This window comes from Nostoc sp. KVJ20, from assembly GCF_001712795.1.
Classification (GTDB): Bacteria; Cyanobacteriota; Cyanobacteriia; order Cyanobacteriales; family Nostocaceae; genus Nostoc.
Map to the genome: position 1 here is coordinate 18,200 of NZ_KV757753.1, position 23,301 is coordinate 41,500.

18 protein-coding genes are annotated in these 23,301 nt (G+C 40.7%); 8 read left to right on the forward strand and 10 right to left on the reverse strand.

Annotated features, from left to right (window positions below):
* Positions 1-825 precede the first annotated feature (825 nt).
* Together A4S05_RS34745 and A4S05_RS34750 are read left to right on the forward strand one after the other, a co-directional pair.
* Entirely contained in the window at positions 826-3,222 is a 2,397-nt protein-coding gene (locus A4S05_RS34745; protein WP_069074314.1) for a hybrid sensor histidine kinase/response regulator, read from the forward strand.
* Positions 3,223-3,347: 125 nt separating this feature from the next.
* Positions 3,348-3,824 (forward strand): transglutaminase-like domain-containing protein, encoded by a 477-nt coding sequence (locus A4S05_RS34750; RefSeq protein WP_069074315.1) that lies wholly within the window; start codon positions 3,348-3,350, stop codon positions 3,822-3,824.
* A 36-nt stretch (positions 3,825-3,860) separates the two neighbouring features.
* Here the strand turns inward: A4S05_RS34750 and A4S05_RS34755 are convergent, their stop codons facing one another.
* The 3 genes from A4S05_RS34755 to A4S05_RS34765 form a co-directional block, all read right to left on the reverse strand.
* Positions 3,861-4,259 (reverse strand): nuclear transport factor 2 family protein, encoded by a 399-nt coding sequence (locus tag A4S05_RS34755; protein WP_069074316.1) that lies wholly within the window; start codon positions 4,257-4,259, stop codon positions 3,861-3,863.
* Positions 4,260-4,297: 38 nt separating this feature from the next.
* The gene (locus A4S05_RS34760) at positions 4,298-5,305 is read right to left on the reverse strand and encodes a zinc-binding dehydrogenase (RefSeq protein WP_069074317.1); all 1,008 of its coding nucleotides are present in this window, start codon (positions 5,303-5,305) and stop codon (positions 4,298-4,300) included.
* Positions 5,306-5,564: 259 nt separating this feature from the next.
* Entirely contained in the window at positions 5,565-6,359 is a 795-nt protein-coding gene (locus A4S05_RS34765; protein ID WP_069074318.1) for an aspartyl/asparaginyl beta-hydroxylase domain-containing protein, read from the reverse strand.
* Between the two features lie 117 nt (positions 6,360-6,476).
* Here A4S05_RS34765 and A4S05_RS34770 point away from each other — a divergent pair, with 117 nt between their 5' ends.
* Positions 6,477-7,961 (forward strand): amidohydrolase family protein, encoded by a 1,485-nt coding sequence (locus A4S05_RS34770; protein WP_069074319.1) that lies wholly within the window; start codon positions 6,477-6,479, stop codon positions 7,959-7,961.
* Between the two features lie 30 nt (positions 7,962-7,991).
* Here the strand turns inward: A4S05_RS34770 and A4S05_RS34775 are convergent, their stop codons facing one another.
* The 4 genes from A4S05_RS34775 to A4S05_RS34790 form a co-directional block, all read right to left on the reverse strand.
* Positions 7,992-8,897 (reverse strand): DUF4437 domain-containing protein, encoded by a 906-nt coding sequence (locus A4S05_RS34775; protein ID WP_069074320.1) that lies wholly within the window; start codon positions 8,895-8,897, stop codon positions 7,992-7,994.
* 160 nt (positions 8,898-9,057) lie between these two features.
* Complete coding sequence (locus A4S05_RS34780) at positions 9,058-9,357, reverse strand: protealysin inhibitor emfourin (protein WP_069074321.1); 300 nt, start codon at positions 9,355-9,357, stop codon at positions 9,058-9,060.
* A gap of 176 nt (positions 9,358-9,533) precedes the next feature.
* Positions 9,534-10,613, reverse strand: coding sequence for a M4 family metallopeptidase (locus A4S05_RS34785; RefSeq protein WP_069074322.1), 1,080 nt, complete (start codon positions 10,611-10,613; stop codon positions 9,534-9,536).
* Positions 10,614-11,015: 402 nt separating this feature from the next.
* Positions 11,016-11,732: a class I SAM-dependent methyltransferase gene (locus A4S05_RS34790; RefSeq protein WP_069074323.1), complete on the reverse strand. Its 717-nt coding sequence runs from the start codon at positions 11,730-11,732 to the stop codon at positions 11,016-11,018.
* A 946-nt stretch (positions 11,733-12,678) separates the two neighbouring features.
* On the opposite strand from A4S05_RS34790, the gene A4S05_RS34795 reads away from it, so the two are divergent.
* The 3 genes from A4S05_RS34795 to A4S05_RS34805 all read left to right on the forward strand — a co-directional run bounded on the left by A4S05_RS34795 (position 12,679) and on the right by A4S05_RS34805 (position 16,268).
* A complete protein-coding gene (locus tag A4S05_RS34795; protein WP_069074324.1) occupies positions 12,679-13,911 on the forward strand; it encodes a sedoheptulose 7-phosphate cyclase in 1,233 nt (410 codons plus the stop codon).
* Between the two features lie 4 nt (positions 13,912-13,915).
* Positions 13,916-14,749, forward strand: coding sequence for an O-methyltransferase (locus tag A4S05_RS34800; protein WP_069074325.1), 834 nt, complete (start codon positions 13,916-13,918; stop codon positions 14,747-14,749).
* A gap of 130 nt (positions 14,750-14,879) precedes the next feature.
* Positions 14,880-16,268: an ATP-grasp domain-containing protein gene (locus tag A4S05_RS34805; RefSeq protein ID WP_069074326.1), complete on the forward strand. Its 1,389-nt coding sequence runs from the start codon at positions 14,880-14,882 to the stop codon at positions 16,266-16,268.
* A 148-nt stretch (positions 16,269-16,416) separates the two neighbouring features.
* Here A4S05_RS34805 and A4S05_RS34810 read toward each other — a convergent pair whose 3' ends face one another.
* On the reverse strand, positions 16,417-17,442 hold the full coding sequence (locus tag A4S05_RS34810; RefSeq protein WP_069074327.1) for a D-alanine--D-alanine ligase family protein: 1,026 nt from the start codon (positions 17,440-17,442) through the stop codon (positions 16,417-16,419).
* A gap of 947 nt (positions 17,443-18,389) precedes the next feature.
* On the opposite strand from A4S05_RS34810, the gene A4S05_RS34815 reads away from it, so the two are divergent.
* Entirely contained in the window at positions 18,390-19,430 is a 1,041-nt protein-coding gene (locus A4S05_RS34815) for a hemolysin family protein (protein ID WP_069074328.1), read from the forward strand.
* A 205-nt stretch (positions 19,431-19,635) separates the two neighbouring features.
* Here A4S05_RS34815 and A4S05_RS34820 read toward each other — a convergent pair whose 3' ends face one another.
* Complete coding sequence (locus tag A4S05_RS34820; RefSeq protein ID WP_069074329.1) at positions 19,636-21,906, reverse strand: RelA/SpoT family protein; 2,271 nt, start codon at positions 21,904-21,906, stop codon at positions 19,636-19,638.
* A 295-nt stretch (positions 21,907-22,201) separates the two neighbouring features.
* Here A4S05_RS34820 and patD point away from each other — a divergent pair, with 295 nt between their 5' ends.
* Positions 22,202-22,555 carry a heterocyst frequency control protein PatD gene (gene patD, locus A4S05_RS34825; protein ID WP_069074330.1) on the forward strand — a complete coding sequence of 118 codons (354 nt, stop codon included), beginning with the start codon at positions 22,202-22,204 and terminating at the stop codon, positions 22,553-22,555.
* Positions 22,556-22,697: 142 nt separating this feature from the next.
* Here the strand turns inward: patD and A4S05_RS34830 are convergent, their stop codons facing one another.
* Positions 22,698-23,282 (reverse strand): TetR/AcrR family transcriptional regulator, encoded by a 585-nt coding sequence (locus A4S05_RS34830; RefSeq protein WP_069074331.1) that lies wholly within the window; start codon positions 23,280-23,282, stop codon positions 22,698-22,700.
* Positions 23,283-23,301: the final 19 nt, after the last annotated feature.

Sequence of the window (23,301 nt, forward strand, 5' to 3'; positions counted from 1 at the left end):
GTTTGAGCTATTTTTGTTTACTTAGTAGGGGCGTACAGCTAGCTTTGCGCCCCTACTTTTGCGACATATTGATTTGCTTTTGGGAAGAGAATAAAAGTGCGATCGCTATATACTTAAAGCGTTTACTCTCATAATAAGTTAAGTACTTGTCAAAATCGGTAATTATTATATTTAGAAGATTTTGATTGATCGGCGATAGGTGAATCGGCAAGCTAAAATTGCAAGTAGCGTAGGCTTGTAAAAACCGCAGGCATCGCCGACATTGAATTCTCAACTTGCAGTGCTCTAACCTAGAACACAAATCAAATATGAGTCCTATATATTCCAATACGGTTCAGTTAAGGGCTAATCGCACAAAGTTGTGGGTTCTTAAGACGCGATAAATCGCCGTCTCTACAAGTGTTTTCGTCTTATCTGAACTATATTGCTATATATTCCCTATATCTATGAGTGATTCAGGAATCAAAGACGCTCGTTCGCGTAGCGTGTCGTAGACAAGACTCACTACCACTTCGCGATCAGATNNTAGCGTGTCGTAGACAAGACTCACTACCACTTCGCGATCAGATTGCTATTCTCTAGAAATAATTTACTTTTAATTAAATCTTTTTGTTTTCAAGTTTAAAATTCGTGCATATCTAAAAAAATTAGCAGAAGATGTGATATGCAAAATCAGCCAGTATATAGTCTAATTAGTAAATTTTTGTGCCATTCCAACAAGTAGGTAATCAAGTGCCGATTACCATCCATTTTTCTCATCTTGCAAAAAATTTTAAAGACAAACAAATTCGATAAACTTTAAAGTGAATTTAATAAGAGGCAAGTATGAATTTTAATAAAAAAGAAAAATCTGTCATTTTAATAGTTGATGATACTCCTATTAATCTAGAAGTGTTATTCGATTTTTTAGAATATTACGGTTTTAAAGTTTTAATAACTGAAGATGGAAGCAGTGCAATTAATATAGCAGAACATGCCTCACCTGATCTAATTTTATTGGATGTATTAATGCCAGGAATCGATGGTTTTGAGACTTGCAGACTTTTGAAAAAAAATCCAGCCACTCAAGATATTCCCGTAATCTTCATAACTGCCATGAATGACAAGGTGGATAAAGTCAAAGGTTTGAATCTTGGCGCAGTAGATTACATCACTAAACCTTTAGAACATGAAGAAGTTTTAGCTAGAGTAAATACCCATTTACGTTTACGAAACCTCACAAAAAAACTCACAGAGCAAAATAAGCGTCTAGAGATGGAAATCTTTGAGCGCCAGCAGGTAGAGGAAAAACTGCGATGTCATTCCAATGCATTAGACGAGTGGAACAATCGCTATCAAGCAATAATTCAAGCCAGTGGTCAGATTCTCTATGACTGGCATTTGCATACCAACGATATTATATATGGTGGCAATGTAGAGCGAATATTAGGTTACTCTATACCTGAGATGTTAGGAGGTTTGAAGCGTTGGCTAGAGTTAATTCATCCTGATGATAGAAACTTCTTTAACAAAGAGATTAACCGCGTTTTATCCACAAAAGAGCGATTCCACCTGGAATTTCGCATCTGTCGCAAAGATGGCACTTACATCACAGTTGAGAATAACGGGTATATCTTTTTAGACTCTACAGGCAAAGTTGCTCGGATGGCGGGCTTTATAATTGATATTACCGAACAGCAAGCTGCGCTACGCGATCGCAAAAATGCAGAACAGAAAATCCGTGAACAAGCTGCTTTGCTCGATATCACCACAGACGCGATTATCGTTCAAGATTTAGTTAACCAAATTGAATTTTGGAATAAAGGGGCTGAACATCTCTACGGTTGGATGCTAGAAGAAGCACTAGCCAAAAATGCCAATCAGCTTTTATATCGAAAGCAAAGTTTTTGCCAACTGAAAAAGATCCAGGAAACTTTAGCTGAGAGTGGTTCATGGCAAGGTGAATTACATCAAGTCACCAAAGAAGGCAAAGAAATTATCGTTGCTAGCCGCTGGACACTAGTAAATGATGATGAGGGACAAGCCAAATCTATCCTGATTGTCAACTCCGATATTACAGAGAAAAAGCAACTCGAAGCGCAGTTTCTCCGGGCCCAGCGGATGGAAAGTCTTGGAACTCTGGCAAGTGGTATCGCCCATGATCTCAATAATGCACTGACACCAATGATGATGACAGTACAACTTTTAGAAGCAAAACTTCCTGACGAAAAAAGTCAGCAATGGCTGACAATTATGGAAACAAATGTTAAACGTGCGGCAGATTTAGTTAAACAAGTGCTGTGGTTTTCACGCGGTTCTGTAGGTAACTTTAAAACCTTACATGTACAGTATTTAATTTCTGAAATTGAAAATATTGTTAAGCAAACATTTTCCAGAGCTATTGAAATCCGCATTGATGTTCCTGGGCAAAACCTGTGGAATATCTTTGGCGATGCTACTCAGTTACACCAAGTGCTGATGAATCTCTGTATTAATGCTCGTGATGCTATGCCTCATGGCGGCATTCTAGAGATTTCTGCAAAGAATTTTTGGGTTGATAGCAACTATGCCCGAATGAATATTGATGCTAAGGTAGGTTCTTATGTAATGATTAGCGTCTGTGATACAGGTACAGGAATTAACAGAGAAATAGTAGATAGAATTTTTGAGCCATTTTTCACAACCAAGGAACTGGGTAAAGGCACAGGGCTTGGTCTTTCAACAGTGCTTGGTATTATCAAAAGCCACAATGGTTTTGTGAATGTAGTTACTGAAGTTGGGAAGGGTACAGAGTTTCAAGTTTGCTTACCCGTGACGCAGACAATCGATGCAGATAAGAAATTAGCTGGAGAGCAGGAATTACCCGCAGGTCATGGAGAATTGATTCTCGTTGTTGATGATGAAGATTCAATTCGAGAGGTTACTCAAACCTGGTTAGAAAAAAATGCCTATAAAGTTTTGGTGGCTAGTGATGGTATTGATGCGATCGCACTTTATACAGAACATCAACAAGAAATTAGTGTAGTGTTGATTGATATGATGATGCCATGTATGGATGGCCCAACAACTATCAATGTGTTGAAAAAAATTAATCCCGACATCAAAATTATTGGTGTTAGTGGATTAGCCTCTAATCATGAAATGATTAAAATACTCGGTAATAGCGTCAAAACCCTTTTATCTAAGCCTTACACCTCAAGCGACTTGTTAATAAATTTACAGATGGTGATTAACACAAAGTAGAGGTTGTCATTTGTCATTGGTCATTTGCTATTTGTCTTTAGTTCAAAGTGAATAATCAATGTCCAAGCAAAATGGTAAGTAGCAGTGGTAATATATTTTTATGGCTGCTCTAATCCTTACTATTGATGAACAAACTATTGGATGAAACGCTGTCAATCAAAACTGCTGAACAGATAAACAGCAGAGCTAGTACTCCGTTTGATAATGCTTACAAAGCAGCATTATCCACTGAGGGAGCAAGATACATTCAGGGATTTTTGGCTTTTGCTGGGAAGCCATATAGACCGGTTGAACACAGTTGGATTGAGGTAGGCGACGCCTCCGATGTCCGCATTATCGATCCTACATTACCGCACCTGAACAAAAAACCCGAAGAACTCTGGTATTTTGTAGCACAAAGGCTAACCGTTAAAAAACTGAAAGCCATCATTGAAGAATCAAAAGAAGATTATCCAGAAGATGAACCATTGCCAATTTATGGTGATCCACCTTATGAATATTACGGTGATATAATGTTGGGTGGTCAAGATTATTTAGCAGCATATCAAGCCGCAGAGGCGAAGTGCAAAGAAATCAACGAACTCAACCCTGAAAGAAACTAAAAAAAGTAAATTAAATAATTTGTAATTACGAATTATTTAATACGATTTACCATCGCTGCCAAAGTATTCCCTATAACCACAAATCTTGTCTCCACGGACATCAAAGGAAACTGCTACCCGATTTTTATAAAGCTGTCCAAACAAAAGTCCCTCATCTCGAAACTCAAAGACAGCCGTCGTTTCATTACTAGTAACACGGTCTAAACCAGTCAGGTTCAAACCAGGATTGAACGATTCAAAAACGTACTCGAAAAATTCTCTAGCTCGCTCTTTTCCCACATTTGAACCGTGGAATTTGCCCATTGGAAACCAAAGGGTAAAATCTTCTGTGAGCATATCTAATAATGCTTCCCACTCTCCTGTTGACATACCATGCGTCAGATGCTCAAATGCCTGTCGAGCAACTTTTAAAGTATTTTCTGAATCTTGTGTCATTATCACCACCAACTGGATATAAACTGATACAGTGTTACTTAAAACCTCACAACTACTTTGCCACAATTCTGACCACTGAGGAGATATTGTACAGCGTCGGGTATTGATTCTATGCCTTGAAACTGGGTTGGGTCAACGGCAATTTTGAGTTTGTCTGTGTAGAACAGGTTTAAAAGGCGATCGCGTGCCTCTGTCATATATTCTTTATAATGTGACATGAGAAAGCCTCTCACGGAAGCTGCTTTCCAAAATAACTGGTGATAAAGGCGTGGCTGTGTAATTTGTTCTGCGCTATTTACGTATTCGGAGATGAAACCCACCACTACTAATCGTCCCCGCACCGCCAAGTTTTCAACGCAGGTATCAAATACACTTTTACCTACACAGTCAAAAATTAAATTAATCCCATTAGGGTATTCTTGCTTGAGGACTTGATTGAGATTTTCTGTGCGATAGTTGATAATGCGATCGCACCCTAGTTCTCTTAGTAACTTTGCCTTCGCCTCAGAACTACAAGTACCAATGACATGATTACCAGCTAGCTTTGCCAATTGCACCGCAATATGACCAGTTCCTCCTGCTGCTGCTGTCACTAAAACCACTTCATTACTTTTCATTTCCCCTACTTGTTCCAATGCCACCAAAGCTGATACACCTGTAGGCATTAGTGTTAGCAATTCTGGTGTTGCTTCCCGCACCTTCACTGCTAAGTTTGCATCGATAACCTGATATTCTCGATAGCCGCCACCCCGCCAAGTCGTGACTACAGCATCACCTATTTGGAAATCTTTGACATTTTCACCCATCGCGATAACTGTCCCTACAGCTTCCACACCTAAATCGAAGGGAGGAATTAAGTTAATATAGGGAACATCACCATGACAAAGTAACGTGTCAAAGCCACCGTTAACGCCAGCAAATTTGTTTTGAATTACAAGTTCACTAGCCGCAGGTTGGGAAATAGAAATTTCGACAATTTCAACGGCAGATTTAAAATCTTGATTAAGTTGCTTTGCTCTTAATTTTCTGTAAGTTTTTGAGTTCATTTACCAGTCTTATATAAGAAATATAAATGGAGGATCGTTATGCTTTCAGCTAATGCACCATCAACAATTTAAGGTGCATTACTAATACTTATAAAGCGTAAGAATTCAGGAGTCAGAATGGGCTAAACGCCCCGCTATCGCTAACAGAATTCAGAATAATTAAAAAATAGGAGAAAATTTGATACATAAAGGTACTAATCATGCTGTACTCCTTTTAAATTCTGATTTCTGACTTCTGACTTCTGGGTGCTAAATTTTACTATAAAGCTTTATCCCACTCTAACTGATGAGCTAAACCATACTTGATGAAATCTTCTTTTTTAGCTTTATCGCTTTTACCAAAAACACCTAAACTGTAAGGATTATCTTGCATCCGTTGTCTGATTTGTTCTTTCTCAAATCGGATGACTTCCTCTCTAGGTTTATCCGGTTTAAAAAAGTCTACAACCAAGACAGTTCGATCATAATTAGTGTAATTATGCGGACAGTGTGGATAGCTGTGATCTAAAACCAGAAATTTTCCCTCATGCCAATAAAGCTGTTCATGGCATATTTTCATAGCCACATCTCCCTCTGGCACGATTAATCCTAGATAGCCACGATTCATGTGAGGATTATAGTTCACATGCAACTTGATATCTAAGCCTGGATGGAATGTACCATAATACACGTTTCTAATTATCTCATCATCACCAAAGTTAACTTTTTCTATCACCTGAGCTAAATTTGGGAAATATTTCTCTCTTAATGCAAGTGCTTTTTGTGATGCATCATCTGACCCATAATCAGGATATTGTATTTGATACGCTTTAATATATTGTTCAATAAACATACCTTGAAATAAAATCCCAAAAGCACTATATTTTGCATCACCCTTGGTTTTAATCGTTTGACTTTTAGGCCCCAAAATATCATAAGTTACTTTTAACTCGTCATCAGATGCATCCTTAATAAAGGATGTAAACTCATCTCTAATCACTTGCCAGTTATCTTCAAAACTTTTCAGAAAAGTAAATTCCTTTGGGTCTATATGATACTCATTAAAACTTGCCATTGTCTTTTCCCCTGAAGGTGATTTCATAAAAAACCGTTATATAATGATGAGATTTGGTCTTCGTCTCGATTCGATGTTGGAATTTCTAACTAAACTCATTTTAGTGTGAGGTCTACTGTGTCTGAAACTCCCGTATTAGATCAAATTATCAAAAATGTGCGGGTAGTTCGTCCCCATCAGGATGTAATCGAACTACTTGATTTAGGAATTAAGGATGGAAAATTTGCTCAGATTGCCCCTAATATTAGCCCAGACACAGGCAAAGAGGTATTTAATGGCAAAAATTTACTGGGCTTTCCTGGGGTCGTAGATGCCCACATGCACATCGGTATCTATCAATCTCTCGACAAAGATGCTGTAACTGAAACCAAAGCAGCCGCAATGGGAGGCGTAACTACCAGCTTAAATTATATCCGTACAGGGCAGTATTATCTCAACAAAGGCGGCTCCTACCGCGATTTTTTTCCAGAGGTGTTGGCTTTATCCGCAGGTAATTTTTTTGTAGATTACAGCTATCACATCGCACCTATAGCTAGCCAGCATATCGACGAAATACCTTTATTGTTTGAAGAACACGGTGTATCTTCGTTTAAAATATTCATGTTTTATGGCGGCTATGGATTGCATGGTTTGTCAGACCAGCAAAACCTCTTTTTAATGATTAATAAAGAGGAACGGTATGATTTCGCCCATTTTGAATTTATTATGCGCGGTCTAACTCGCTTGATGGAAAAACATCCAGAAGCGCGAGATACTATCAGCTTGAGTTTGCACTGCGAAGTTGCAGAAATTCTAAATGCTTATACCAAAATAGTTGAAAATGACTCTAGTCTGAGCGGATTACACGCTTATAGTGCAGCGCGTCCACCTCATTCCGAAGGATTAGCAATTTGCATTGCTGCTTATTTAGCAAACGAGACTAACTGTGCAAATATTAATTTATTGCACTTGAGTTCGCGTAAAGCAATGGAAGCAGCTTTAACTATGCAAGCTGCTTTTCCTCATATCAACTTTCGGCGAGAAGTTACTGTTGGACATTTGTTGTTAGATGTCGATACTCCTAATACGATTTGGGCAAAAGTCAACCCTCCTATTCGTCCCCGTGCCGATGTTGAATATTTATGGCAAGCAGTACTCAACAATCAAGTAGATTGGATAGTTAGTGACCATGCTTGCTGTTCTGCTGAACAAAAAAGAAATGTTAAAGACCCGAATAATATTTGGTTAGCAAAGTCTGGTTTTGGCGGTACAGAATATTTACTTTCTGGTGTGTTTAGTGAAGGTAGTAAGCGGGGGATGTCTTACAACCAGATGGCTAAATTGCTATCTTGGAACCCATCCCGACGCTTTGGTTTGTTAGAAAAAGGCGATATTGCTATTGGTTATGATGCTGACTTGGTGCTGTTAGACCCAAATGAAAGCTTTGTGGTAAGTGCTGCTGAGTCAGAGTCACAACAAGGTTATACACCTTTTGAAGGAGTGGAATTAACTGGAAAGGTGAAGAGTACTTTTCTGCGCGGAAACTTGATTTGCAACAATGGGAAAGTTCTAGGTTCACCTATTGGACGTTATTTAAAAAGACCTTCTAGAATGGCCACATAGAAACCTTGCTGTTTACAAACTATGTGTTTATTAGTGTGAATATGATAATACTGTTGCAAGCTTTGATAAATCCCTATCAACGCGGATAAAGAATAAGGAACCATCATCTGTTCTGTGCCAAGGGACAGTGGTAAAACTAGGAACATAGCCAAACCAATCCTTTACAAATCGAAAATCTCCTATATCACAGTATCCAGCCAAGCAATATGCTTCTTCATTATATGATTGAATCATTGGATAACTGCCATCATAATGTGCCAAGATACCAAGCAACCATACTCCACCGCCATTACTATCTTTTCTTAAATACTTTTTTTTAGATACTTCAAATTGAACTGTATCTGTCTTGTTCCACGGTAGCAATTTACTATTCAAGGCAGGGATAAAGTCACGTAGTCTAGCATCTGGATGATCGTTTGTTGCATTTTTATATTTCAATGGAATAGGGCCATTCTCCATCCAGAGGATTTCAACTTCTTCATTACCTAGAACTTTCCAAGGGCCTATTTTCACTCCTGCGGGGATAAAGGAGTAGCCATGCTTGTTTAATTGCCACTCTCCTAATTGAATAGCGCCCCTGAGTACAAAAATCTCTAAATCGGTAGTAAAGAAGCCAGAAGGTGCTTCAAACTGAGGCGGTAAAACTACTTTTGAAGTGGATGCACCAGAGTCATGCCATGTTAGTGTTCGGCGGCTTCCAGGCACAACACCTTCTGGCATTCCACTGACTCGCCACTGTTGTTCTTCTGGCAGAGTATTGGTGTCAAAAAACTGGTATTTGCGAGGTACGTGTTTGGAGATGGCTGTACACCTACCTGATAGGTTCATGCGCCCTCTTCCGTCTCCACCCCAATCCTCTTTTATAGATGCTACGTGCAAAAAATCATCAGTTTGATTTTCTTCTGCAAAATTAAAATTTATATTTTCTTCGCCCACGACTTCACATTCTCCTGTTTATATGCCAATACGCTTGGGTTAAGGGCTAATTGTACAAAACTATGGGTTTTCGAGTTTTTGAGACGCGATAAATCGCCGTCTCTACAAGTGTTTTGGTTTTATCTGATAGGCATTTAATTTTATTTGTTAATTCAGCAAATTACTTTTTTTGTGCTACGGTTTGCAACCATTCAATCAGTGGTCTTAAGGTTCCTGGTAATGCTGACTCACTGACAGTTACCGTATGCTGCTTACCGTTATCTTCCACTGTTAACTTATACTGAAAGCGATCGCTCTGAGGATTTGGCGAGGTAATTAGTTCAGGTAGCCTAAATAAATCTGCAACTTCCACCAGTCGGGGAAGTGTCGCTGCTTCATGTGGTGGGAGAGTATCTGTATCAACGGTTGTCTTTTTGCTAATTCCGGCAAAGCCACCTGTGCGTTCAAGTGATACTCGCATTTTTTTTGCTCTCCGTTGTGTTATTTGGTTGGGATAAATACAAATATTGGGAGGTGATAGTTTTCACCTCCCACTTTAGCAATAACAAACAACAGATTTATCAGTCCTGAGTGTTGAGTGAGGCAGTGGAAGGTATTGACCATTATTCCTAACTCCTCACTCAACACTCCTAACTTCTAAATAACTCCTACCTTTTGCCAAGCGTTCTGCACAGCTTTTTGTTCATCACTGTCATTACCGTAGAGTTCGCCAGCAACTTGAATAGTAACGTTGGCAGCTTTTTTAAAATCTGCTTTGGCACGCAAGCGATCGCGCAAAGCTATGTACCAGATTTTACCAGCTTTTTCCCAAGCATAGCCACCAATCTCAACAGATGCTAGATAAAAGGCATGGTTAGGGATTCCTGAGTTGATATGCACCCCAGCATTATCTTCAGCACCAGTATATTTATCTTTCATGTGACCTGGTTGGGGATCTTTACCTAGTACTGGGTCATTGTATGCTGTTCCTGGTGCTTTCATGGAACGGATGCCAACACCTTTGACAGTCGGTACTAAAAGACCTTCGCCAATTATCCAATCTGCTTCTTGTGCAGTCTGATTTTTAGTCTTTTGTTTCACCAGGCAACCAAAGACATCAGAAAATGATTCATTTAGTGCCCCAGGTTCGCCATAATACTGTAAACCCGCTTCATACTGAGTTATCCCATGAGCTAACTCATGCCCAATCACATCAATCGACTTTGTGAAGCGCTGAAACATTTCTCCGTCGCCATCACCATAAACCATTTGGTCGCCGTTCCAAAAGGCGTTGTCATACTTGACGCCATAATGCACGGTGGAGTCTAAACGTAGTCCTTTGTCATCAATGGAATTGCGATCGAATATCTCATAAAACAAGTCATAAGTAGCACCAGCAGAATCATAGGCTTCATTCACTGCTGCATCACTGCTTGGTGGGTCTCCTTCACTTCGCACCAATGTACCAGGAAGTTGCTGGCCATTTTTTGCATCGTAGATGGTGCGGCGCTTTTCACCCGGAGAAGGTGCAAATGATACAGTACCTATGACATCTCTCCGTCCGCGAAACTGTGCTGAAGCATTTAATGTATGAAAAGCCCAACTCCGTTGCTGGGGGTTGCCATTCACCACAACATTTTCCAGCATGTGGGGCGGGATGATACAACAAATCGGGCATCTAGAGTAAAGTGGATGCTCATACTTAAACCCGGCTGATTTCTTTTTATTTCGAGCCATCCAAGATATTCTCCTTTTGAAACTAGGTGATGGCAAACAGTGGCTTTAACTCCACTTTTGAAACGAGCAGAAAAACGAATCCAAATCGCGTGCCCCTGGTTTTTTTGAATAAAATTTTCTACTCTGTATTTTGGGATAGGTCTGTGGAGGATTGATAGTACCCTCACGGGTACTTCTGATGTAGAAATATTGCATAAAAACACAAGGCAAGCTTATATACCGCAAATTTCAGCTAAAATCCTTGCGTGAGTTAGCAAAACCTCCTTTACAGACCTAATGCGTTTATATATTAGTTCTTCTTAAAAAAGATCATGTTATTTATTGCTGTTTTGTTACTATCAAGCTCTTAATGCTATAAATACCCACTTGGAGCCAAATTAAAGCATCCAAAACCTCAAATTTTCACAGGCAGCCACCAAACACCGCCAGTCCATAATATTTCCAAGGCACTGCAACTGTCTTAAATCCAGCTTTGCTCAACATTTGTAAATGAGCATCCAGGGTAGCTAGCTGATCTTGACTGGAGTAACCTTGGGTGCTGCTAGTGCCAAGCTTGGCTCGAATCTCTGTTAAACTAGTTCCCTGTTCAACTGACCATTCCTCTCGTGCCGCCTTGTAAGCTTCTGCTAAGGCTGGTGATTCTGGTAAAGTGGGGTCTGCATTCCAAAAACAGCCGTCTTGAGTCAGGCTAGCAGCAATTCGCTCAAATAACTTGAATTTCATTTCATCTTGGAGATGGTGAATTGCCAAGGATGAGACACAAGCATCAAATTCGCTACCAATATCCAATTTTTCTGGATTATTTGCCCAGTCACCAAAATCTGCTTGTATGCCAGTCCAACGTTTTTGATGCCCAACTGCTGTAATTTTATCTTGGGCAAATTGCAGCATTCGAGGTGAATAATCTAAGGCAATTACTTGGGCATCTGGAAAGTGGTTGAGTATCTTGAGACTAAGTTCACCAGTACCGCAACCTAATTCTAAAATACGCCGACTTGTGGAAGGTAGACAACGGGTAATTACCTCCAACATCTCATCGTATTTGGGTAACAGTTGGCGAATACCAATGTCAAAATCAGCAGTTTTGGCGAATACCTCTCCGGGAAATAACTGTTGCATAGGTATTGGAATAAATAGACACACTTTTCCATATTAATCATCCATCATTACCGAGGTACGTGCTACATCGATAGAAACAAGTTTTTGTATTAAAAAATATTCACTCAGTATACTTTTGGCAGAATACATACATCACATTTTATGTTATGTGCAAGAAAATTATCTCTTAAATTGAAGCTGAAATCCCATGATTTTAAGGGAAAAAGCCAATTTAACTCTTTTTTAAGATTTGTAAAGATAAAAATGTTCACATATTGAGTTAAACTAATGTGTGTGATTAGTAACTCTGATAAATAAATTCTTGGTTTTCAAAAGTTACTGACGTTGGTATATTAAATACTGAACAGAAAGTTAACTAAATCAAACTAGAAGTCCACTGTCATTCTGAGTCAAACAGAGTGTAGCGATACAAGGTTCAAGACTAATGCTAAAAAACAGCGAACAGAAAGTTAATGAAGGCTGTAATCTCAAATGGAAGCCCGGAGGTAAACTATCTGTGCGGTTTTCTCTGTTAGAAATTTTGCGAAGTAGAACGGTCGGAAAGCCACTATAGTCTCGATATAGTAGGTTTTATCCTATAGTTAATCTGCATTTAGGGTAATTTCTGAAAACTCATGCTGAGTTAATCTAAATTAAGGTTAACTTGCTTAATTAATGTCAACAATCCCAAAAGAGCTTAAGCGTTATAGCGATAAGTTTTCGATGGGGTAATTTGACCAATTTTGAAGCAACCTATAAAAGGTTGGCTGAAAGAATTTAACTAAGTGATGGTGTTATTTATTAACATCATCTGGTAATAATAATCAGCTTTTCTAGTGAAAGCTTGCTTTAGGATGCCTAAAATTTTAGGCAACTAATAGCATCATTTGTTATTGCCATACATCAGGTAAATCTGAAATATTGCCTGAATATCACAACTTTTTCACTTGTATTAAGGACAACAGCAATGAATAATGTTCAAGCATCCTTTGAAGCAACGGAAGCTGAATTTCGCGTGGAAGGTTACGAAAAAATTGAGTTTAGTCTGGTCTATGTGAACGGTGCATTTGATATCAATAACAGAGAAATTGCAGACAGCTATGAGAAATTTGGCCGCTGTTTGACAGTGATTGATGCCAATGTCAATAGGCTATACGGGAAGCAAATCAAGTCATATTTTAAACACTATGGCATTGATCTGACTGTAGTTCCTATTGTCATTACTGAACCGACTAAAACCCTTGCAACCTTTGAAAAAATTGTTGATGCTTTTTCTGATTTTGGCTTAATCCGCAAGGAACCGGTGTTAGTTGTGGGTGGTGGTTTAATCACTGATGTAGCTGGGTTTGCATGTGCTTCTTACCGTCGCAAGAGTAACTACATTCGTATTCCTACTACACTGATTGGTTTAATTGATGCAGGTGTGGCGATTAAGGTTGCAGTCAACCATCGCAAGTTAAAAAATCGTTTGGGTGCATATCATGCTCCTTTGAAAGTGATCCTCGATTTCTCCTTTTTGCAAACATTACCAACGGCTCAAGTTCGTAATGGCATGGCAGAATTAATCAAAATTGCTGTTGTTGCCAACTCTGAAGTCTTTGAATTGCTGGATGAATATGGCGAAGAGTTGCTGCGTACTCACTTTGGACATGTGAATGGCACAAGTGAACTGAAAGCGATCGCACACAAACTCAATTACGAGGCAATTAAAACTATGCTGGAGTTGGAAACTCCTAATTTGCATGAGTTAGACCTCGATCGCGTCATCGCCTACGGTCACACTTGGAGTCCTACCTTAGAATTAGCTCCGATGGTACCGCTATTTCACGGTCACGCTGTGAATATAGACATGGCTTTATCTGCAACCATTGCAGCAAGACGTGGTTACATTACAACTGGAGAACGCGATCGCATTTTAAGCTTGATGAGCCGTATCGGTTTATCAATCGATCATCCTTTACTAGATAGCGATTTGCTCTGGTATGCAACCCAATCTATCAGCTTGACGCGAGACGGTAAACAACGCGCAGCTATGCCAAAACCCATTGGTGAGTGCTTCTTTGTTAACGATTTCACCCGTGAAGAACTAGATGTAGCCTTAGCTGAACACAAACGTTTGTGTGCTAAATACCCTCGTGGTGGAGATGGGATTGACGCTTACATAGAAACTCAAGAAGAATCCAAACTATTGGGAGTGTGAAAACATGACCAGTATTTTAGGACGAGATACCGCAAGACCAATTACGCCACACAGCATCCTCGTAGCACAGCTACAGAAAACTCTCCGAATAGCAGAAGAGAGTAATATTCCTTTAGAGATATTGACATCTCTGCGCCAAGGTTTGCAATTAGCAGCAGGTTTAGATCCCTATTTGGATGATTGCACTACTCCCGAATCGGCCGCATTGACAGCACTAGCGCAAAAGACCAGCAAAGAAGACTGGAGCAAACGCTTTAGTGATGGTGAAACGGTGCGTCAACTAGAGCAGGAAATGCTCTCAGGACATCTTGAAGGACAAACACTAAAGATGTTTGTGCATATTACCAAAGCTAAGAGCATCCTGGAAGTGGGAATGTTTACAGGATATTCGGCTTTGGCGATGGCGGAAGCGTTACCACACGATGGACGACTCATTGCTTGTGAAGTAGACTCTTATGTGGCTGAATTTGCTCAAACTTGTTTTCAGGAGTCTCCACACGGCGACAAGATTGTTGTAGAAGTAGCACCTGCATTAGAGACATTGCACAAGTTGGCGGCTAAAAAAGAATCATTTGATCTGATCTTCATTGATGCCGATAAAAAGGAGTATGTAGAGTACTTCCAAATTATCTTGGATAGCCACTTACTGGCTCCCGACGGGTTAATCTGCGTCGATAATACGTTGTTGCAAGGACAAGTTTACTTACCATCCGAACAGCGTACTGCTAATGGTGAGGCGATCGCTAAATTCAACCGCATTGTCGCCGCAGATCCGCGTGTAGAGCAAGTTCTGTTACCCATACGAGATGGTATAACCCTGATTAGACGCTTGGTGTAATAGGCACTATCAATTCAAAGCATCACAAAAAGGCGACTCTATAGCGGTTCTTATTTGGATGCAATATCCGGTAGGGGTGCATATCTGTGCGCCCCTACAAAAGACCGCATTCCACGTAAAAGAAAAACTTATGGCTCAATCAATCTCCTTATCACTCCCTGAATCCACAACGCCCTCAACGGGTATAAGAATAAAAATAGTAGCTCTATTCAAGACTCTGGGAACTCTAACATTACTGCTGATAGCTTTACCTATCAACGCTTTGATCGTATTACTATCTCTGCTGTGGAGCATTCTATTTACAAAAAAACCTGCCGTAGCAGCCCATCCTCAGACTATCTTAGTCAGTGGCGGCAAAATGACCAAAGCATTGCAACTTGCTCGCTCATTCCATGCCGCCGGACACAGAGTTATTCTGGTTGAAGGTCACAAATACTGGTTATCCGGGCATAGATTCTCAAATGCTGTGAGTCGTTTTTATACAGTTCCAGCACCACAAGATGACCCAGAAGGCTATATACAGGCGCTATTGGAAATCGTCAAAAAAGAAAAAGTTGACATTTATGTACCAGTATGCAGTCCTGTGGCTAGTTATTACGACTCTTTAGCAAAACCTTCACTGTCAGCATACTGCGAGGTTTTCCACTTCGATGCTGAGATAACCAAGATGCTGGATGATAAATTTGCCTTTACCGATCAGGCGCGATCGCTTGGTTTATCTGTTCCCAAATCTTTTAAAATTACCGATGCTGAACAAGTTATCAACTTTGATTTTAGTAAAGAAACGCGCAAATATATTATAAAAAGTATTTCTTACGACTCCGTTCGCCGCTTAAATTTAACCAAACTTCCCTGTGACACTCCAGAAGAGACAGCAGCCTTTGTCAAGAGTTTACCCATCAGCCCAGAAAAACCTTGGATTATGCAAGAGTTTATTCCTGGGAAAGAATTATGCACCCATAGCACAGTGCGGGATGGTGAATTAAGGTTGCATTGCTGCTCAGATTCTTCTGCGTTTCAGATTAATTATGAAAATGTCGAAAATCCCCAAATTCGGCAATGGGTGCAACATTTCGTCAAAAGTTTGGGACTAACTGGACAAGTCTCTTTCGACTTTATCCAAGCTGAAGATGGTACAGCCTACGCCATTGAATGTAATCCCCGCACCCATTCGGCGATTACAATGTTTTACAATCACCCAGGTGTTGCAGAAGCCTATTTTGGGAAAACTCTCCTAGCTGCACCCCTAGAACCTTTAGCTGATAGCAAGCCCACTTACTGGATATATCACGAAATCTGGCGACTGACTGGTATTCGTTCTGCAAAACAATTGCAAACTTGGTTTCAGAGATTAGTACGAGGTACAGATGCTATTTATCAAATAAATGATCCAATACCGTTTTTAACTTTGCACCATTGGCAGATTACTTTACTTTTGCTACAAAATCTGCAAAAACTCAAAGGTTGGGTAAAAATTGACTTCAATATCGGTAAACTCGTGGAATTAGGCGGGGACTAAGTAATTCGTAATTCGTAATTATGATGTCCGCCAAATTACCCATAATAAACAGTTTGTAGTGGGGACTTCAGTCCCCAAAGACAGGACTAAAGTCCTTATTACGAACAAGCCCATTTTGACCAATGAATTAATTCTGAACTCTGTTGTATTACTTGCCCAACGTTTCATTGATAGCGGTTATTAACAAATCATTTAGAGGGATTCCTGCTGCTTTCGCCATAGAGGAAATCACGCTTTTGGGAGCAAAAGAACAATACAATCCGGCTTCTAAAAACCAAGGTTGCCCCTTTGGGTCGATGCGGAAATCAAATAAACTGTAGTGGCGACAACCTAAAGCCTGATGACACTTCTTAGCCACTTCTTGAACCTTTTGGGTAATTGGGTCGTTAGGGTCTAAAATCCAAGCCTTGATATTATCTTTAGCGGTCAAATGCAAGTCTCCATCGTCAGTTTGTTGGAGTTTATCAGCATAGTTGCGGATGGGTTTATTATGGGGGTCTACCAGATACTCTTCAAGGGGTAAACCGATTAGTTCCCCGTCTTTGGCAATGATACCGCATCTGACTTCTCGACCGAGTTCAATAAACTCTTCTACAATGACCTCCGAAGCATATTCAAATGCTTTTTTCAGAGCAGCATCATATTCAGTAACCTCTTTGACTAAAGTCACTCCTAAAGAGTTGTCGGAACTTACAGGTTTAATGACTACTGGAGGTGTAATTGTCGGAATATCTCCTTGGCGGAGCAGTTCTCCACGAGGCACTTTCACCCCTGCGGCTTCGACAATTGCTTTGGCTCTAGCTTTGTGGGCCGCTATGGCCATGATATCGGGAGTATTCCCTATATAAGGGATGTTGAGCAAATCGAATAAGGCGCGGTACTGAGTCATTCCAGGAATACAAAACATTTGTGGTAACATGATGTCAATGTTTTGTCCTGTTAGAAACTGTATCGCATCAAACAGAGGAATTGGTTTAGTGAGAGCAATATCTTCTCGACTAAGTGAGTGAGGAAATCGCCACTGACGATCAGGTGTGATGTATGCAATCTGAAAGTTATAAAGTGATTTATCTGCTATTGCTGTTAAACAGTCTTGGGCATAAAGGCGTGATAAATCACAGTAAAAATTATTGTGTGCAGACCCAACTAAATGAAGGATATTAAGTACTGGCATAATTCATCTTCTTGAGTAAGCTTTAATGGTTATTCAATGCTGGATACAATATCGCATTCCTCTTATTATCATATAGTTAATATGGAATAAACAAATTAATTATTTCAGGTGTTTTAGTACTCTCAAAGAACAGTTATTGAAGACAAGTTGGTAAATTATTACTATTTTTAATTGCTATAATTTAGAAAAAAAATAACTCTCAATCACACTATAAAATATTTATGCTAGAGTTCTAATCTCTATCTCCCTTCCCGCTTCGGGAAGCTACGGTGTACACACAAGTCAAAAAAAGATCAATTTCGCATTATTCTCTCGTTTATCTCGTTCCTATGCTCTGCATAGGAATGCCTGATTAGAGGCTCTGCCTCTAGTCAGATATTGAGTCTCTGACTCAAGAATGCATTCCCAGGCTCCGCCTGGGAACGAGGAAATGCTTATCAAGCTAGGTTTTTAGGACTTGTGTGTACACCGTAGGCTTCGGGAAGAGAGAAAAATTTCATTGAAAGCGGCGGGAAACTCCATCCCGCAAGTGGCGTGGAGTTTTTCATTCCTCTCTCCTAAAAGGAGCTACGGTGTACACACAAGTCTGAAATAGCTGATTAACCAAGGTTTTACCCCACCCTAACCCTCCCGATGCATTGGGGAGGGAACAAGATTTTCCGGTTTCTCCCTTCCCGCGTCGGGAAGGGGGTTAGGTTTTTGTGGACTTTTTCACATAACCTGAATTGTCAGAGCTTTGTCAGGGTAGGTTCTCCAGGTTTAATAACCAATCAAGCAGACATAATAAATAAAGTACCTACAAGCTGAAAATCTAGTGCTATGGGAGCAAAGCCTTCCCGGACAATGAGCTTAAAATAGGAAAACGCTAAACTCAGAAAATAACAAGATAGCAACTCCTTTAGCTATCATTTAAGCTCAACTTTCGCTTCCCATATTTGGGAAACTTTATGCTACAGCTTGTAATCATTGTGTTTGTTGTTCTTTTAGGTTCAGCCCTTTGTTCTAGTGTAGAAACGGCCCTGTTCTCTGTTTCGACCCTAAGAGTCAGACAATTAGCACAATCAAATAACCGTTCATTAGTAACACTTTTAGCGATTCGTGAAAACATGAATCGACCGATTGCGGCTATTGTAATCCTCAACAATACTTTCAATATCATTGGCAGTATTCTCACAGGTAATATTGCTACTCAAGTATTAGGAGATAGATGGCTTGGTGTATTTTCAGGAGTATTGACATTTCTGATTATCATCTTTGGTGAAATCATTCCCAAGACAATTGGAGAACGTTATTCTGAGCAAATCGCTATACTTGCGGCTATACCTGTGGCTGGACTTGCTATTGCTTTCACACCCTTAGTTTGGATTCTAGAAAATGTTACTGCACCTTTTTCTAAAGGGCAAAAACGACCAACTACAAATGAGGCTGAAATAAAGCTGTTGGCGAAGATTGGTCATCAAGAGGGAATTATCGAAAGTGAGGAAGCAGAAATGATTCAGCGGGTGTTTAGATTAAATGATGTGACTGCATCTGATTTAATGACACCCCGAATCATGCTGACATATATCTACGGAGATATGACTCTTGCGGAAGCGAAAACCAACATTATTGCGTCCCAACACACCCGGATTATTGTAATAGATGGATCTCTTGATGAAGTCATTGGATTTGCTTTAAAACAGAATTTACTGACAGCAATGGTTGAAGGAAGTAACGATCAAAAAATTGTTAGTCTGACTCGAAAAGTCAACTTTGTTCCTGAGATAATTCGGGCAGATAAATTGTTGAAAAATTTTATAGAAGCTCGTGAACATCTTGCAGTAGTGGTAGACGAATATGGAAGTATCGCTGGTGTCATCACTTTGGAAGATGTGCTTGAGGTGATAACTGGTGAAATTGTAGATGAGACTGATAGAACTGTTGACTTGCAAGAAATTGCCCGCAAGAAGCGAGAAAAAATGTTGCAGTCTATGAATATTAACAATTAACCTTAATTCTGAGCAGCCTGAATATGATAAATAATCTGCATTGTTTCCATGCTGACAGTGCAGACTCTTTGTAATAAATCCTTGAGTGAAGACGCGATGAATCGCGTCTCTACAAGCAAGATGGTCTATTTGTCGCATTTATTTTTTCAGGTTGGTATAAACTGGTGCGTTACACTGCGTTAACGCACCCTAGCAATTGGCAAACTTACTCGTCAATTTGACCAAGGCGGCGGATATTCAAAATGTCGCTCATTTTCTTAATTTGGACGAACACTTGCTCTAGTTGTGAGCGATCGCGTATATCTATTCCTAAGTCGATCAATGCAGGTTGACCAGCAGAGGTTTTCACCTGAGCATGGCGAACGTTAATCCCTTGGTCACTTAAGCGTGACAAAATATCCTTTAGCACCCCTACGCGGTCAAGGGCTTCAATTTGAACATCCACTGGGTATGTGTGCGGACGACCACTATTTTCTGCGCCTGGGTTCCACCTAACTGGTACTAAGCGCTCATACTCCACAGTCTCCAAATTATGGCAGCCTTGGCGATGGATTGAAATCCCCCGACCTCGCGTCACCACACCAATAATTGGTTCGCCAGGAATCGGGGTACAACACCCAGCTAAATAATATACCAAACCTTCCACCCCAAAAATTGGCGAATCTGTGGAGCGTGAGGTAGTTGGAGGTGCATCTCGCAAAGCTTTTGATGTCGCTGGTTCTTTGGGGATAAATGGCGACACAGTGGAAGCTGGTTGTTGTCCCTTCGCTACTTCTCGCCAACGATTTAGCACTAGGTTCAAGGTAATTTCACCGTAACCCAAACCGGCAAGTAAATCGTCTACGCTGTGGTAGTTACACTTTTCAGCGACAATCTGCATCGCATCGGACTTCAGCAAACTATCAAAACCAGTTTTACCAAGTTCCTTTTCTAACAACTCCCGTCCACGGGCAACATTTTCTTCCCGGCGCGATCGCTTGTACCATTGTTTTATCCGATATTTCGCTGCCGAAGTTCTGGCAAAGTTCAACCAATCTAAACTCGGATGGCAGTTCTTTTGGGTTAAAACCTCGACAATATCGCCATTTTGCAGCCGCGTTGACAGTGGCACCATTCGCCCATTCACCCGCGCCCCTGAACAGTGGTTCCCCACTTCCGTATGAATGCGATAAGCAAAATCTACAGTGGTAGCACCAGGACTTAAAGGAACAACATCCCCCTTAGGGGTGAAGACATAGACATCATCTTCAAATAGATTATCTTTGACGCTATCAAGATATTCTTGGGCATCCTTGAGATCAGTTTGCCATTCTAGCAGTTGCCGTAGCCAAGTAAACTTGTCATCTGTCGCTGTCAAATGGCTAATACTAGAACCTCCGGTTTCTTTATACTTCCAATGGGCGGCAATCCCATACTCGGCGATATGATGCATTTCGATTGTCCGAATTTGCACCTCTAAAGGACGGCCAGTTAGTCCAATCACCCCAGTATGTAACGACTGGTAACGATTAGGCTTTGGCAGTCCAATGTAGTCTTTAAATCTCCCAGGAATTGGGCGAAAAGCATCATGAACCACCGCCAACGCCCGATAGCATTCCTCATTAGTTTGAACAATAATTCGCAGCGCTGCCAAATCGTAAATTTCATGAAATTCCTTTTGCTGGCGGTGCATTTTTTGGTAAATGCTATAAAGGTGCTTGGGACGACCGCTGATATCCTGAAACTGGATTCCGGCTTGCTGCAAACGCTCTTGCAACATGTTCGTAGCTCTAGCCAATTTCTCTTCTCGCGCCGTCCGTTTTTCGGAAACATGCTCTTGCATTTGGCGGAAAGCTTCTGGTTCCAAATATTTAAAAGCCAAATCTTCCAGTTCCCATTTAATTCGCCAAATTCCCAAGCGATTGGCTAAGGGCGCGAATATATCTCGCGTTTCTTGGGCACTGCGGCGGCGGCTGGCCTCTGACATATATTGTAAAGTTCGCATATTATGCAAACGATCTGCCAATTTCACCACAATTACCCGAATATCTTGCGCCATTGCCAAAAACATCCGCCGGAAGTTTTCGGCTTGGCTTTCGGTTTTGCTGGTGAAATTGATCTTAGAAAGCTTGGTGACACCTTCAACCAACTGCCGCACTTCTGGGCCAAAGCGTTCTTCTATTTCTTGACTTGTAACTTCTGTATCTTCAACGACATCATGGAGAAATCCAGCTGCTATCATAGCAGCACTACCTCCCAAGTCACGCAGCAAGTCGGCTACAGCAACGGGATGGGCAATGTATGGTTCTCCAGATTTGCGGTATTGACCTTGATGCAGTTGGTAAGCAAATTCAAATGCGCGACCAATCAAGACTGTATCACTATGCCTTCGGTCATCTTCCCCTACACCGCTAGTTGTGGATGACTCCTTCAAACATTTTTTTAACCATTCCGGAATGGCGAGATCAACTGATGAATTTATAGCTAGACTGCTCATACAATTGGGTTTGGATAGGATCGGTAGATAACTGAATGATAAATAAAACTGGCAGCATCGCTCTAAGAAGATGCTGTCGCCCAGAGAAGGGTAGAAAAAACAGTGTAAGGATGATTCTCCAATTGCAGACGGTAGTCATCCACTGCGGGTTTCAAGGATCATAAACTTGAAAATCCATTGATGGCAAACAAAGCCTCAAACCATGATTTGAGGCTTTTAGTGCTGATAAGTACTTAAGAAAGTTTATTGTAGAAGAAAAATTACTTGACATTAATACTATCTTAACTAGCACTGGATGTCTTTAAACCGTGAGAAATATCTGGCACTCGTAACCTTGCTAGAGCAATTACGCTCCGATGCCACAACTACCCAAATAGTTGCGCCTGAACTGCGACAGCGTATAGCCTCGTTGCAGCAATTTTTCGGGCAAGAGATTGTGCCTTTGGCTGATGAAAACTGGCGAGTGCAGTCTTATCAAACGGAGATGAGCAAGCAATTGCGCTTGTTGGAAATAGATGTGATGTTTTTCCAAGGAGCGCGGCAAGCATCTACTGCACAAACGAGACTTCAGACGATTTGCGATCGCTTGACAACCCTCATTCAATACTGTGATGCCATTCTGCAACCAGAAGCGGAAGGAGAAAAATAACAATTGTTCACCTTTTTCTCTAATTTCTCCATCATCTCATTTATGACCTATAGTGAAAAGTTATTTTGCTAACAAGTTGGAATTGGGCATGGGGAATGGGGCATTGGGCATTGGTTATTCCGTCTCCTTTGCACCCTACTCCCTATTCCCTATTCCCTACTCCCTTCATAAGAAGATTCATGGTGCGGCGCATGTATGCTTCTACTGGCTCAGTTGTGGGTTTGAAGATCAGTGCATAATATAGTGACCCGCTTACAAGGTCGATAATTAGTTCTACGTCTGCATCCTTGTGAATTTCGCCTCTAGACTTGGCACGCTCAAGTATTTTAGAAAAGGCTTCACGTCGGAGTTTTGTATATTTTGTCCAGTAAACCTCTGCAAACTGAGGATTGCTAGACGCTGTACTAATGATCAGCGCAAGTGTCTGACGACCAAGGGGACTATCTATTTTTTTGGCGGCATTATTAATCAGGATATCCATGTCTCCCCAAAAGCTATCAGTATCGGGGATCACTAAATCATCTCTCAAACTTTCGATCGCGTCTGCAACTAATTCTTCTTTGGAAGTGTAACGCCGATAGATGGTCGTTTTACCAACTCCAGCACGGGAAGCGATCGCTTCTATACTCATGCTTTCATATCCTACCTCTGCAAGCAAATCTAGGGTCGCTTGCAGAATGGCTTGGTCGGCGTGGATGCTACGTGGGCGTCCAGAAGAACTTGACATAGGGAATGGGGAATGGGGA